Below are 14,112 nucleotides of genomic sequence, written 5' to 3'. Positions count from 1 at the left end.
GGTGAACCCGCTCCTACAATGGCCGGCGATACGCTAGCGATGTAGGAGCGGGTTCACCCGCGAAGAGGCCAGCACAGGCAACATCAAAACTTGGGAAACAACCCATTCCCACACCGGGAACAAAACGCCGCCCCATGCTCATGGGTCTTCTTGTGGCAAGTCGGGCAATCATGCTGCAACTGTTCCCCGCGCATGGCATTGGCCAGTTCGGCCGTAAAGATCCCGGTCGGCACGGCAATGATCGAGTAACCGGTAATCATCACCAGCGAAGACAGCACTTGCCCCAGCGGCGTCTTCGGCACGATGTCGCCAAAGCCCACCGTCGTCAGGGTAACAATGGCCCAGTAGATGCCCTTGGGAATGCTGGTAAAGCCATGCTCCGGCCCTTCGATCACATACATCAGCGTGCCGAACACCGTCACCAGGGTCGATACCGTCACCAGGAACACGATGATCTTCTGCTTGCTGCCGCGCAGCGCCTCCATCAGGTAATGGGCCTGCTTGAGGTATGGGCTGAGCTTGAGCACGCGGAAAATGCGCAGCATCCGGATCACCCGGATGATCAGCAGGTACTGGGCATCGCTGTAGTACAACGCGATGATCCCCGGCACGATCGCCAGCAGGTCGACCAGGCCATAGAAGCTGAAGGCGTAGCGCAGCGGCTTGGGCGAGCAGTACAGGCGGGTGAGGTACTCGGCCAGGAAGATCGCGGTAAAGCCCCATTCGATTCCCGCCAACAGGCCGGCGTAGCCCTGATGCACCTCGTCGATGCTGTCGAGGATGACCGTGACCAGGCTGGCCAGGATGATCAGCAGGAGGATCTTGTCGAAGCACCGGCCGGCTACGGTGTCGGTCTGGAAGACCATGATGTAGAGGCGTTCGCGTAAGGATTGCGCGGTGTGCATGGTTTGTGTTCCGAGTGCGTAAGCAGCAAGCCTAGAAGGTCACTGCGTTTGCCTGCAACAAGTGCAACTGGCAAAAGTGCCAGTTTTCGAGACGTGTGTGCAGGCCGCAACATGACATCGATTGAAGGTAGAGGCGGACTTGGTCATGAAGATAGCAGCTGAACAGCGGGGACTGGCGCAACAGGTGCTGTCGTATACAGCCTATGGACATTTGCCGGCAAGGGTGACCGCCAGGCTGGGGTTCAATGGCGAGATGCGCGATAGTGTCATGCAAGCCTATGCGTTGGGCAATGGTCATCGCTTCTATCGCCCTGCGTTGATGCGGTTTCTAAACCCGGATGCGATGAGTCCGTTTGGTCGGGGTGGGGTGAACGCTTACTGTTACTGTGAGGGGGATCCGATAAACAACGCGGATCCGTCTGGCCGAATGAAAGCAGTCTCTGGCGCAATGAAATTGAACAAGGTGCCCCGTCAGCCCATCACTTCGCTTGAGGCTTTTCCTAATGAGCTCATCAGCAGAATTGTCGATCACTTGCCCGTGGAAAGCGTGCACAAGTTTGCTCAGACTTCCTCGCGGATGTACGACATCGCAATGGATGTTCCCCTGCGTCAGCGGCAGGCATTCGATCAGATAATCGCCGAGCGTCCATTGTCGCGAGAGCAGATGGTCGAAGTTGCTCTTATCGCAAGTGGGGACGCACGGCTTCCTGCAAGAGTGCTGATCGGAGCAGGCATTGCTAGAAGTAATGTCGACAAGGCTCTGCTTAATCCTGATCAAGCTGTAACGCAGGCAAGCTTGATCAGAATTGATAATGACCGCAGAGCACAACTAGTTGAGGCGACAAGAGGTCCTTTGCCCTGGCCTTTCAACTGGATTTCTATCGAGTAGGCAAGGGCGTGCTCAGTCTCTCAGTTGTATCTCAACGTTTCGCTGTTTCACCAGTCTTTGGTGAGTACCCAGATGCATCAGCCAGCAGGCGACCACGAACGGTGCGGTAAGTGCAGCCACCGGCAGTAGCTTGAACAACGGTTGTAACATCAGGGCCAGGGCAATGGCCAGCAGCGTTACCCAAGGTTTTTCGCCTTGTCGGCTGAAGGCCAGTGCCGCCAGCGCAGCGTTGAAACCATACAGGCCCAGCCACGCAGCCTGCGCCTGGTCAGCAATCAACGCCACGCCACCACCGATGGCCGAGCCGATCACCGCCCACATCGCCGCATAGGGGTTGGCGATGAACATGCCGACGATGATCAGCAAGCCGGCCAGGGGCTGGTCGAGCAGGAAGATCTGGCCTACGCCACGCGCCAGGGCGTACAGCGGGTCGGCTTCGACGAAGCCGCTGGGCGAGGGGCTGGCGAGCAGCAGGGTGGCCCAGCCCAGCAGCACGAACGGTGCGGTGTAGGCGACCAGCAGCTTGCCGCCGCGCTTGCGCCATTGGTGGGTGATGATGCTGGACAGGCCGCCGGCGGCGATGATCAGTGGCGGCAGGATGGCCGACCAAGGCAGCACGGCGCTGATCAGGATGCCGATGAGTACGCCGTTGTAGCAGTACAGCCCGGCCTGGCGGTCGGCCCGGTCATAGCCGCGTTGTTGTGCAGTCAGCAGGCCGGCAAGAGCGCCGAGCAGGGCGCCGCCGACCAAGCTGGGGGCGGTCAGCAGGATGGCCAGCAGGCAGCACAGGCCGCACAGGGGGTTGCGCAGCAGCAGCACCTGGCTGAAACCGTTGAGTAACGCCGTGGCCCAATCGGGGCACGGGTTGACGAAATTTTTGGTGTACATGGGGCAGTCAGTGAGGTTGATGGGGAGCGGTGGGCCTCTTTGGGCCTCGGGTTTTCCGCAGGTGTGATATTTCAGTGTTGGGGGAGGGCTTCGCCCTCCATTCGCCGGCAAGCCAGCTCCCACAGGGGGCGCAAAGCGCCCCCGGCAATCTCAGATCAGTGTCTCGATCCGCAGCGTGTTAGTCGACCCTGGCTTGCCGAAAGGCACACCGGCAGTGATCAGCAGCGTGTCGCCACGGCTGGCCATGCCTTGCGCCTGGGCGATTTCCAGCGCTGTAGACACCACTTCATCAACCTGGCGCAGGCGGTCGTTGACCACCGAATGCACACCCCAGGCCACGCTCAGGCGGCGTGCGGTGGTCAGGTTCGGCGTCAGGTTGAGGATTGGTGCCCGTGGCCGCTCGCGTGCAGCACGCAGGGTCGAGGCGCCCGATTCGCTGTAGTTGACCAGCACTGCCACCGGCAGGATGCCGCTGATACGGCGGATGGCGCAACTGATGGCGTCCGATACGGTAGCCTCAGCCTTCGGCCGGCCAACGTCGAGCTGGGCCTGGTAGTCCGGGCCGTTCTCCACCTGGCGGATGATCTTGCTCATCATCTGCACGGCTTCCAGCGGGTAGTCACCCGAGGCAGTTTCGGCCGACAGCATCACCGCATCGGCACCTTCGGCCACGGCGTTGGCCACGTCGGTGACTTCGGCACGGGTTGGCGCTGGCGAGAAGCGCATGGATTCGAGCATCTGGGTGGCCACCACCACCGGTTTGCCCAACTGGCGGCAAGTACCGATGATGCTTTTCTGGATTTGCGGCACGCTTTCGGCCGGCACTTCCACGCCCAGGTCACCGCGGGCCACCATGATTGCATCTGCCAGTTCGGCGATGGCTTGCAGTTGTTCGACCGCCGATGGCTTCTCGATCTTGGCCATCAGGTAGGCGCGGTCGCCAATCAGCTGGCGTGCTTCAACGATGTCCTCGGGGCGCTGCACGAACGACAGGGCTACCCAATCCACACCCAGCTCCAGGCCGAAGGCCAGGTCGCGACGGTCTTTCTCGGTGAGCGGGGAGAGGTCGAGTACCGCTTGCGGCACGTTGACGCCCTTGCGGTCGGACAGCTCGCCACCGTTCAGTACTTCGGTGTCGATGGCGTCGCTGTGCTTGGCAGTAACGCGCAGGCGCAGCTTGCCGTCGTCCAGCAGCAGGTCCATGCCCGGTTCCAGGGCAGCGATGATTTCCGGGTGTGGCAGGTTGACCCGCTGGCTGTCGCCCGGGGTTTTGTCCAGGTCCAGGCGCAGGGCCTGGCCGCGTTGCAGCTGCACCTTGCCTTCGGCAAAGCGGCCCACGCGCAGCTTGGGCCCTTGCAGGTCCATGAGGATGCCCAGTGGGCAGTTCAGTTGCTGCTCGACTTCGCGGATCCACTGGTAGCGCAGGGCGTGGTCGGCGTGCTCGCCGTGGCTGAAGTTTAGGCGGAAGATGTTCACCCCGGCTTCGACCAGTTGGCGGATGTCGTCGATGCCTTTGATCGCAGGGCCAAGGGTGGCGAGGATTTTGACTTTTTTATCAGGCGTCATGATTGGGCAGTCTCGAGGATCAGGATGGCGCGGAAGTCGTTGACGTTGGTGCGGGTTGGCTCGGTGACGATCAGCGCATCCAGCGCGGCGAAGTAGCCGTAGCCGTTGTTGTTGTCCAGCTCGTCGCTGGCCGACAGGCCAAGGGCTTCGGCGCGTGCGTAGCTGCCCGGGGTCATGAAGGCGCCGGCGTTTTCTTCCGAGCCATCGATGCCGTCGGTGTCACCGGCCAGGGCGTACACGCCCGGCAGGCCCTTGAGGCTTTCGGTGAGGCTGAGCAGGAACTCGGCGTTGCGCCCGCCGCGGCCATTGCCGCGTACGGTCACGGTGGTCTCGCCGCCGGACAGGATCACGCAGGGCGCCTTCAGCGGCTGGCCGTGCAGCACGATCTGCCGGGCGATACCTGCATGTACCTTGGCCACTTCGCGCGACTCGCCTTCCAGGTCGCCGAGGATCAGCGGGCTGAAGCCGGCCTGGCGGGCTTTGACCGCGGCGGCTTCGAGCGACTGCTGGGGCTTGGCGATCAGCTGGAAGTGGCTGCGGGCCAGCGCCGGGTCGTCGGCCTTGACGGTTTCCGAGGCTGGGTTGTTGAGCCAGTCGATGACGGCTTTTGGCGCTTCGATGTTGTAGCGCTTGAGGATGGCCAGGGCATCGGCCGAGGTGCTCGGGTCGGCCACGGTGGGGCCGGAAGCGATCACCGTGGCGAGGTCGCCCGGTACATCGGAAATGGCATAGGTGTATACGGTGGCTGGCCAGCAGGCCTTGGCCAGGCGGCCGCCCTTGATCGCCGAGAGGTGCTTGCGCACGCAGTTCATCTCGCCGATGGTGGCGCCGGATTTCAGCAGTGCTTTGTTGATCTGCTGCTTGTCGGCCAGGGTCAGGCCCTCGGCGGGCAGGGCCAGCAGCGCCGAGCCACCGCCAGACAGCAGGAAGATGACGCGGTCGTCTTCATTGAGGTTGCTGACCAGTTCCAGCACGCGCTTGGCCACGGCCAGGCCTGCGGCATCGGGGACCGGGTGGGCGGCTTCGACCACCTCGATCTTCTGGCAGTTGGCGCCGTGACCGTAACGGGTAACGACCAGGCCGGAGACTTCGCCCTGCCAGCTTTTCTCGACCACTTCGGCCATGGCGGCTGCGGCCTTGCCGGCGCCGATGACGATGACCCGGCCGCTACGGTCGGCGGGCAGGTAGGGTTCGAGGACTTGACGGGGGTGGGCGGCGGCGATGGCTGTGTCGAACAGGTCGCGGAGAAGTTTTTGCGGATCGACCGACATGGCAGGCTCCCAATTATTGTTGTTCTGCAGAATCAAAAACGCCCCTGGAACTGCCTCCGTGCAGGCCGAACCAGGGGCGGGTGTTGCTCGGTGCCACCTGATGAACCTGTGGTCGCAGGTTCATCGGTGTTGGCTTCTTCGCGGGTGAACCCGCTCCCACAGGTACTGCACAGAATTCAGGGATTGTGCGGTCCCTGTAGGAGCGGGTTTACCCGCGAAGAGGCCCTTGAGGGTTACATCAAGATCACTTATCGCCGCGGATCGAGAAGTTGGCCATGTGCTCCAGGCCTTTGATCAGCGCCGAGTGGTCCCAGTTGCCGCCGCCCAGGGCCTGGCAGGTGTTGAACACTTGCTGGGCATTGGAGGTGTTGGGCAGGTTGATGCCCAGTTCCTTGGCGCCTTGCAGGGCCAGGTTCAGGTCCTTCTGGTGCAGGTTGATGCGGAAGCCTGGGTCGAAGGTGCCCTTGATCATGCGTTCGGCATGCACTTCGAGGATTTTCGACGAGGCGAAGCCGCCCATCAGTGCTTCACGCACCTTGGCCGGGTCGGCGCCGTTCTTGGCGGCGAACAGCAGCGCTTCGCTGACGGCCTGGATGTTCAGGGCGACGATGATCTGGTTGGCGACCTTGGCGGTCTGGCCGTCACCGTTGCCACCCACGCGGGTGATGTTCTTGCCCATGGCTTCGAACAGCGGCAGGGTGCGCTCAAAGGCTTTCGGGCAGCCGCCAACCATGATGCTCAGGGTCGCGGCCTTGGCACCGACTTCACCGCCGGACACCGGGGCGTCCAGGTAGGCAGCGCCGGTGGCCTTGATTTTCTCGGCGAACACTTTGGTGGCGGTAGGGGAGATCGAGCTCATGTCGATCACTACCTTGTTCGGGCCCACGCCTTCGGCCACGCCGTTTTCACCGAACAGGACGGCTTCGACCTGTGGGGTGTCGGGGACCATGACGATGATGAATTCGGCTTCCTGGGCAACTTCTTTCGGGTTGGCCAGGGCCACTGCACCGGCAGCGATCAGGTCGGCTGGGGCGGCGTCGTGGTGGGTGGAGACGAACAGGCTGTGACCTGCTTTTTGCAGGTTCTGGGCCATGGGCTTGCCCATGATGCCGGTGCCGATGAAACCGATTTTAGCCATGAGAGATTACCTCGTTGTATTTGTTGAATCTCGATGGAACAGGACAGCACTGCAGCATTGTGGGAGCGGCCTTGCGTCGCGATAGGGGCGCGAAGCGGCCCCACGATTTCGGCCCTTGCAAATATTGCCGGGACTGCTGCGCAGTCCTTTCGCGACACAAGGCCGCTCCCACATTCAGTCCTGCGTTCTCGCTTAAATAGCGTTATGGGTCTTCAGCCAGCCCAGGCCTGCTTCGGTGGTGGTCAGCGGCTTGTACTCCGCGCCCACCCAGCCCTGGTAGCCGATGCGGTCCAGGTGTTCGAACAGGAAGCGGTAGTTGATCTCGCCGGTGCCTGGCTCGTTGCGGCCGGGGTTGTCGGCCAGCTGGATGTGGTTGATCACTTTCAGGTTGGCTTCCATGGTGCGAGCCAGGTCACCTTCCATGATCTGCATGTGGTAGATGTCGTACTGCAGGAACAGGTTGTCGCTGCCCACTTCGGCCTGGATTTCCAGGGCCTGCTTGGTGGTGTTCAGGTAGAAGCCCGGGATGTCGCGGGTGTTGATCATTTCCATGACCAGGCGGATCCCGGCGGCTTTCAGCTTGTCAGCGGCATACTTGAGGTTGTCGACGAAGGTTTTGCGTACGTCGGCGCACTGCAGGCCTTGCGGGCGAATGCCGGCCAGGGCGTTGACCTGGGTGTTGCCCAGCACCTTGGCGTATTCGATGGCCTTGTCGACACCGGCGCGGAATTCTTCGACGCGGTCGGGGTGGCAGGTGATGCCGCGCTCACCCTTGGCCCAATCACCCGCAGGCAGGTTGAACAGCACCTGGGTCAGGCCGTTGGCGTCCAGTTGTTGCTTGATTTCGGCAGCGCTGAAATCGTACGGGAACAGGTATTCGACGCCGCTGAAACCAGCATCGGCGGCAGCCTTGAAGCGGGCCAGGAAGTCCTGTTCGGTGAACAGCATGGACAGGTTGGCAGCGAAGCGAGGCATGTTATGTCTCCTAGCGTTGAAGGCCCCCGGCGCCCTCAGGTATGGGGCAGCACGGGGGCGTCAGGCGATCAGTCCAGCAGCGAGATGGCGGTTGGCGCGTCGTTGCCGACCAGGGCCAGGTCTTCGAACTCGTTGACCGCGTTGATCTCGGTGCCCATGGAAATGTTGGTCACACGCTCGAGAATCACTTCGACCACTACCGGCACGCGGAACTCTTCGGCCATCTTCTGTGCCTTGAGCAGGGCAGGGGCGATCTCGGCCGGCTCGAACACACGGATGGCCTTGCAGCCCAGGCCCTCGACCACGGCAACGTGGTCGACACCGTAGGTGGCGGCGTCGGTCGAGTTGATGTTCTCGAACGCCAGTTGTACACAGTAATCCATGTCGAAGCCACGTTGCGCCTGACGGATCAGGCCCAGGTAGGCGTTGTTTACCAGTACGTGGACGTATGGCAGGTTGAACTGCGCGCCCACTGCCAGTTCTTCGATCATGAACTGGAAGTCGTAGTCACCCGACAGCGCGACAACCTTGCGCTTCGGATCAGCTTTCACAACGCCCAGTGCAGCAGGGATGGTCCAGCCCAGCGGGCCGGCCTGGCCGCAGTTGATCCAGTGGCGTGGCTTGTACACGTGCAGGAACTGCGCGCCAGCGATCTGCGACAGGCCGATGGTGCTGACGTAGCAGGTGTCCTTGCCGAATACCTGGTTCATTTCTTCGTAGACGCGCTGCGGTTTGACCGGCACGTTGTCGAAGTGGGTCTTGCGCTGCAGGCTGGCCTTGCGCTGCTGGCAGTCTTCCAGCCACGCCTTGCGGCACTTCAGCTTGCCGGCGGCTTTCCACTCGCGGGCTACTTCCAGGAACACGTCCAGCGCCTTGCCGGCATCGGAAACGATACCCAGGTCCGGGGTGAACACGCGGCCGATCTGGGTTGGTTCGATGTCGACGTGCACGAACTTGCGGCCTTCGGTGTAGACATCGACCGAACCGGTGTGGCGGTTGGCCCAGCGGTTACCGATACCGAACACCAGGTCGGACTTCAGCAGGGTGGCGTTGCCGTAGCGGTGCGAAGTCTGCAGGCCAACCATGCCGACCATCTGTGCGTGGTCGTCCGGGATGGTGCCCCAGCCCATCAGGGTCGGGATTACCGGTACACCCGTCAGTTCGGCGAACTCGACCAGCTTGTCGCTGGCGTCGGCGTTGATGATGCCGCCACCGGCTACCAGCAGTGGGCGCTCGGCGTCATTGAGCAGGGCCAGGGCTTTTTCGGCCTGTACGCGGGTGGCGGACGGCTTGTTGATGGCCAATGGTTCGTAGGCGTCGATGTCGAATTCGATTTCGGCCATCTGCACGTCGAACGGCAGGTCGATCAGTACCGGGCCTGGGCGGCCGGTGCGCATTTCATAGAAGGCCTTCTGGAAGGCGTAAGGCACCTGGCCTGGCTCCAGAACAGTGGTGGCCCACTTGGTTACCGGCTTGACGATGTTGGTGATGTCGACAGCCTGGAAGTCTTCCTTGTGCAGGCGGGCACGTGGAGCCTGGCCGGTGATGCACAGAATCGGGATGGAGTCGGCGGAGGCGCTGTACAGGCCAGTGACCATGTCGGTGCCGGCTGGGCCGGAGGTGCCGATGCACACGCCGATGTTGCCTGGGTTGGCACGGGTATAGCCCTCGGCCATGTGCGAGGCGCCTTCGACGTGGCGAGCGAGGACGTGATCGATGCCACCGACTTTCTTCAGGGCCGAGTACAGCGGGTTGATGGCAGCCCCCGGGATGCCGAACGCGGTATCTACACCTTCACGGCGCATGACCAGAACGGCTGCATCGATTGCTCTCATTTTGCTCATGGTTTGTGCCTCATTGATTTTGTAATTGTATACAACTTGCTTTGCGATAGAGTGTATTCACGGCTGGCCGCTCAGGTCAACGGGTTTTCGTCGGGTGACGCCGCTTTCGTACGAGCGCCCATGAAAACGGCGGTTTGCGGCCTCGCATACGATCGTTTCAATTTATTGTATACAAAAATAGATTCAGTTGTGTTCTATTGGCTTATCGGTTTTTCACCTGCCCTTAGGGCTTCTCACAACAAGAAGAGGACCTTTCCATGAACGCTTTGAACCTGAAAGTTGCTGTCAGCCTAGTGAATGCCGCGCTGGCGGCGGGCCGCAAGATCAATGCAGCACCCTTGACCGTGGCCGTGCTCGATGCTGGCGGGCACTTGCTGGCGCTGCAGCGCGAGGACGGCGCCAGCCTGATTCGCCCGGAAGTGGCCACCGGCAAGGCCTGGGGCGCGATTGCCCTGGGTAAGGGCTCGCGCCTGCTGGCGCTGGATGCGCAGCAACGGCCGGCGTTTTTTGCCGCGTTGAACGGGATGGGGGAGCGGCCGGTGGTGCCGGCGCCGGGTGGCGTGCTGATTCGTGATCAGGCTGGCAAGGTGCTGGGTGCTGTAGGGATCAGCGGCGATACGTCGGATATTGACGAGCAGTGTGCGATCAGTGCGATCGAGGAAGTGGGGTTGAAGGCGGATGCCGGGGTAGCGGCGTAACACTCAAGATAGCTGGGGCCGCTTTGCGGCCCTTTCCGACCGGTCCGGCGCCCCGGCAAGGCCGCTCCTACAGCAGATCGCGATCGCAGGTTGAACGCGATCTCCTGTAGGAGCGGCCTTGTGTCGCGATGGGCTGCAAAGCAGCCCCACTGGCCCTGTCAGGCCACCTCGGGCTCACAGCCCTTGAGCACCATGCGGATGATGGTCTCGGCCGCCGCGTCATAATCGCTGTCGGCCAGTTTGGCCTTGCCGGTCACCGCAGAAATCTGCCAGTCGAAATCGGCATAGGTCTGGGTTGCCGCCCAGATGCTGAACATCAGGTGGTGCGCATCCACATGGGCGATCTGCCCGCGGTCGATCCAGCGCTGGATGCACTCGATGTTGTGGCGGGCCTGTTCGTTCAGCTGTGCCACCTGGTTAGGCGACAGGTGCGGGGCGCCGTGCATGATCTCGCTGGCGAACACTTTGGAGGCATGCGGCAGGTCACGCGAAATGCGGATCTTCGAGCGAATGTACGCACTCAGCACCTCCTTCGGGTCGCCGTCGGCATTGAACGGCGTGGAGGCCTGCATGATCGGCGCGATGATGCTTTCCAGGACCTCGCGGTAGAGGTTGTCCTTGGACTTGAAGTAGTAATACACGTTCGGCTTGGGCAGGCCGGCCTTGGCCGCGATATCGCTGGTCTTGGTGGCGGCGAAGCCCTTGTCGGCGAATTCCTCGCTGGCCGCGCGCAGGATCAGTTCCTTGTTGCGCTCGCGAATGGTGCTCATGGTCAGGGATCTTCCTCGTGTCTGGCCACCTCTAAGAGGGATCGAGCATGGTAGCACCGGGCTTGACGGGCGCTCAAGGCAGCGGCTTTGGGCTAGAATCCGAGGCACTCACTCATCTGGATACAGGCAAACATGGCAGGAAGCAGTCTACTGGTACTGATCGACGACATCGCCACGGTGCTCGATGACGTCTCGGTGATGACCAAGGTCGCAGCGAAAAAGACCGCGGGCGTGCTGGGCGACGACCTGGCATTGAATGCCCAGCAGGTCTCCGGCGTGCGTGCCGAGCGGGAAATACCGGTGGTGTGGGCGGTGGCCAAGGGCTCGATGGTGAACAAGGCCATCCTGGTGCCGGCGGCGCTGCTGATCAGTGCGTTCATCCCCTGGGCGGTGACGCCGCTGCTGATGCTGGGCGGTGCTTACCTGTGCTTCGAAGGCTTCGAGAAGCTGGCGCACAAGTTCCTGCACAGCAAGGCCGAGGATGACGCCGAGCACGAAGCGCGCAAGGCGGCGGTGGCCGATGCCAATGTCGACCTGGTGGCCTTCGAGAAAACCAAGATCAAGGGCGCAGTGCGCACCGACTTCATCCTGTCGGCGGAAATTATCGCGATTACCCTGGGTACTGTGGCCGATGCGCCGCTGACCCAGCAGATTATCGTGCTGTCGGGCATTGCGATTGTCATGACCATCGGCGTTTACGGCCTGGTGGGTGGCATCGTCAAGCTGGATGACCTGGGGCTGTGGATGAGCCAAAAGGCCTCGCGCCTGGCCCAGGTGGTTGGCAACGGCATCCTGCGGGCCGCACCGTACCTGATGAAGAGCCTGTCGGTGATCGGTACCGCAGCCATGTTCCTGGTCGGTGGCGGGATTCTGGTACACGGCATAGCGCCCCTGCACCACGCTATCGAGGCGTTCAGCGAAGGGCGTGGAGGGGCGCTGACCGGCGCGCTGCTCAACGGCGTGGCCGGGGTGGTGGCCGGTGCCGTGGTGCTGGCGGTGGTGGCGGTAGTCGGGAAGCTGTGGCGGGCGCTGCGGCCGGCTACCTGAGATGTATGGCCGGGGCTTTGCCCCGGTTCGCGGGTAAACCCGCTCCCACATGATTTCCACCACCTCAGGGCTTGTGCAGTACCGGTGGGAGCGGCGGTGCGGCGATCCGATTCACCCGCGAACACCGGCAAAGCCGGTGCCATCCGCTGCGTTGCCGCTGTCACAGGCTCAGTGTTCAGCCACCGCACCTTGCTCCTGCGGCTTCCAGGCCAGCAGGCCATTGCTGAAGTCGTTGGCAGCACTCTGGTAGTAGGCAATCGCCCGGCGTACCAGCGGGTTGTCGCTGCCCACGCTCGTTTCCCGGCTGTTACCCAGTGCGTCTTCATGCACGCGCATGCCGCCGCGTGGGCTGAGGATCGCCAGGTCCTTGCCGTCGAACAGCCCCAGGTGCTGGTAGTTGCCGATCAGTACCCGTGGCGGCAATGACGCTTCGCGCAGCAGGTCGCGGCCAAAGAAGGTCGAGGTGTAGCTCAGGTTGAGCAGGCCAAGCAGGGTGGGTGCAAGGTCGATCTGGCTAGCCAGTTGCGCATCCTCGCGGGGCGCGATCAGCTTGGGTGCGTAGATCCACAGCGGAATCTGGTAGTTGTTCACCGGCAGGTCTTCCACCCCTGCGCTACCGGCGGTGTGGTCGGCGACGAACACGAACAGGGTGTTGTCGAACCACGGCTTGCCCTTGGCTTCCTGCAGGAATTTCGCGATGGCGTAGTCGGTGTATTTCACCGCACCTTCGCGGCCGTCACCCGACGCAATGTCGATACGGCCTTCCGGGTAGGTGTAGGGGCGGTGGTTAGAGGTGGTCATCAGCTGCAGCAGGAACGGCTGCTGCTTCGCATGGTCGGCATCGGCCAGCTTCAGGGCTTGGCGGTACAGGTCCTCGTCAGCCATGCCCCAGGCGTTCTTGAAGCTGATTTCGCTTTCGTCCACGCTGCTCTGGTCGACGATGCGGTAGCCGTTACCGCTGAAGAAGGCGTTCATGTTGTCGAAGTAGCCGCGCCCGCCATAGACGAATACCGGGTCATAGCCCACCGCTTTCAACTGCTGACCGAGGCTGCCATAGCCGCTTTCACGGCCGATGCGTTTGACGATGGAGCGGCCCGGGGTGGGCGGGATCGACAGGGTGATGGCTTCCAGGCCGCGGTCGGTACGGGTGCCGGTGGCGTAGAAGTTGTTGAAGTACAGGCTCTGCTTGCGCAGGGCGTCGAGGTTGGGCGTGAGGTTGCGTGGGTCGCCGTTGCTGCCCATGTACTTGGCGCTGAAGCTCTCGATGGTGACCAGGATGATGTTCGGCTTGCGTAGCTCGCCGCTGACAGTGATGTGGCGGCGGATATCCTCGGGCTCGCTGGCCTGGAACTGCGCGTTGGGCTCGGCCAGTTCCTGATGCATTTGCGCACCGGCCTCGGCAGCGTCGAGGCTGGCGTAGAACTGGGTGTAGTCGAGTTCATTGTTACGGAACGCAGCAAAGAACTGGTAGGGGCCATTGCTCGCCAGTTCGCGCTGGTAGGCGTTGCCGCCCTGGCCGCGGGGGAACTGCTGGTCGACCAGCAGCACACTCAACCCACCCAGCACGGCCAGCAGCGCAATGCCGCCAAGGCGCTGGCGCAGGTTGGCGCTGGGTGCCGATAGCGCCTGGGCCAGGGGCTTGCGCAGGATCACGGTGAGCAGCACGGCAACCACGGCGATACTGCCCAGCAGGGTCGGCAGTGGGTAGGACTCGCGGATGTTGTCCAGCACTTCCTTGGAGTACACCAGGTAGTCGACCGCGATGAAGTTGAAGCGTACCCCGAATTCGTCCCAGAACAGCCATTCGGCCACTGCAACGAACAGCATCACGAACAGGCTGATGATCAGCACCCCGCCCATCAGCTGGCGATGCAGGCGTGTACGCCACAGCGCGGCCGGGCACAACGCCAGGTACAGCCCCAGCGGCAGGGCGGCATAGGTGAGGAAGCTCAGGTCGTACAAGGCACCACTGAAGAATAATGATAAGTAGCCGCTATGTACTTCATCCTGGTGGGTGACCAGCAATACCAAGCGGGTCAGCAGAAAGATGCCGAACCATAGTGAGCAAACTAACAGAAGATACCGCCAAGGGGCGGCCGGGGACGTGCGCATTAAGTAGGC

12 protein-coding genes are annotated in these 14,112 nt (G+C 62.3%); 3 read left to right on the top strand and 9 right to left on the bottom strand.

The annotated features are described in order from the left end of the window. Positions 1-83 precede the first annotated feature (83 nt). Complete coding sequence (locus tag ABE456_RS19435) at positions 84-905, bottom strand: ion transporter (RefSeq protein WP_346645365.1); 822 nt, start codon at positions 903-905, stop codon at positions 84-86. A 145-nt stretch (positions 906-1,050) separates the two neighbouring features. Between ABE456_RS19435 and ABE456_RS19430 the strand changes: the two genes are divergently transcribed. After that, positions 1,051-1,794: an RHS repeat-associated core domain-containing protein gene (locus tag ABE456_RS19430; RefSeq protein ID WP_346645364.1), complete on the top strand. Its 744-nt coding sequence runs from the start codon at positions 1,051-1,053 to the stop codon at positions 1,792-1,794. A gap of 12 nt (positions 1,795-1,806) precedes the next feature. On the opposite strand, the gene ABE456_RS19425 is transcribed toward ABE456_RS19430, so the two are convergent. The 6 genes from ABE456_RS19425 to gcl all read right to left on the bottom strand — a co-directional run bounded on the left by ABE456_RS19425 (position 1,807) and on the right by gcl (position 9,476). Beyond that, positions 1,807-2,682, bottom strand: a complete 876-nt coding sequence (locus ABE456_RS19425) for an urea transporter (protein ID WP_346645363.1) — start codon at positions 2,680-2,682, stop codon at positions 1,807-1,809. Between the two features lie 150 nt (positions 2,683-2,832). Continuing rightward, a complete protein-coding gene (gene pyk, locus ABE456_RS19420; protein ID WP_346645362.1) occupies positions 2,833-4,248 on the bottom strand; it encodes a pyruvate kinase in 1,416 nt (471 codons plus the stop codon). Next, positions 4,245-5,519, bottom strand: a complete 1,275-nt coding sequence (locus tag ABE456_RS19415) for a glycerate kinase (RefSeq protein ID WP_346645361.1) — start codon at positions 5,517-5,519, stop codon at positions 4,245-4,247. The genes pyk and ABE456_RS19415 overlap by 4 nt, the downstream gene beginning before the upstream one ends. Positions 5,520-5,763: 244 nt before the next feature. Beyond that, entirely contained in the window at positions 5,764-6,657 is an 894-nt protein-coding gene (locus ABE456_RS19410) for a 2-hydroxy-3-oxopropionate reductase (protein WP_346645360.1), read from the bottom strand. A gap of 192 nt (positions 6,658-6,849) precedes the next feature. Next, on the bottom strand, positions 6,850-7,632 hold the full coding sequence (gene hyi / locus ABE456_RS19405; protein WP_346645359.1) for a hydroxypyruvate isomerase: 783 nt from the start codon (positions 7,630-7,632) through the stop codon (positions 6,850-6,852). Positions 7,633-7,700: 68 nt separating this feature from the next. Next, positions 7,701-9,476 (bottom strand): glyoxylate carboligase, encoded by a 1,776-nt coding sequence (gene gcl / locus ABE456_RS19400; RefSeq protein WP_054884142.1) that lies wholly within the window; start codon positions 9,474-9,476, stop codon positions 7,701-7,703. A gap of 257 nt (positions 9,477-9,733) precedes the next feature. Between gcl and ABE456_RS19395 the strand changes: the two genes are divergently transcribed. Beyond that, positions 9,734-10,174, top strand: coding sequence for a heme-binding protein (locus ABE456_RS19395; RefSeq protein WP_346645358.1), 441 nt, complete (start codon positions 9,734-9,736; stop codon positions 10,172-10,174). A 158-nt stretch (positions 10,175-10,332) separates the two neighbouring features. Here the strand turns inward: ABE456_RS19395 and ABE456_RS19390 are convergent, their stop codons facing one another. Then, entirely contained in the window at positions 10,333-10,944 is a 612-nt protein-coding gene (locus ABE456_RS19390) for a TetR/AcrR family transcriptional regulator (RefSeq protein ID WP_013973538.1), read from the bottom strand. 132 nt (positions 10,945-11,076) lie between these two features. Here ABE456_RS19390 and ABE456_RS19385 point away from each other — a divergent pair, with 132 nt between their 5' ends. Beyond that, positions 11,077-11,991 (top strand): DUF808 domain-containing protein, encoded by a 915-nt coding sequence (locus ABE456_RS19385; protein ID WP_346645357.1) that lies wholly within the window; start codon positions 11,077-11,079, stop codon positions 11,989-11,991. 168 nt (positions 11,992-12,159) lie between these two features. Here ABE456_RS19385 and ABE456_RS19380 read toward each other — a convergent pair whose 3' ends face one another. Further along, positions 12,160-14,103, bottom strand: a complete 1,944-nt coding sequence (locus ABE456_RS19380; protein WP_346645356.1) for an LTA synthase family protein — start codon at positions 14,101-14,103, stop codon at positions 12,160-12,162. Between the last annotated feature and the right edge of the window lie 9 nt (positions 14,104-14,112).

The sequence above is a fragment of the Pseudomonas sp. TWI929 genome (assembly GCF_039673335.1).
In the GTDB taxonomy this organism is placed as follows: domain Bacteria; phylum Pseudomonadota; class Gammaproteobacteria; order Pseudomonadales; family Pseudomonadaceae; genus Aquipseudomonas.
Note: the sequence above shows the minus strand (reverse complement) of the source record. Positions and strands in the feature narration are given on the sequence as shown.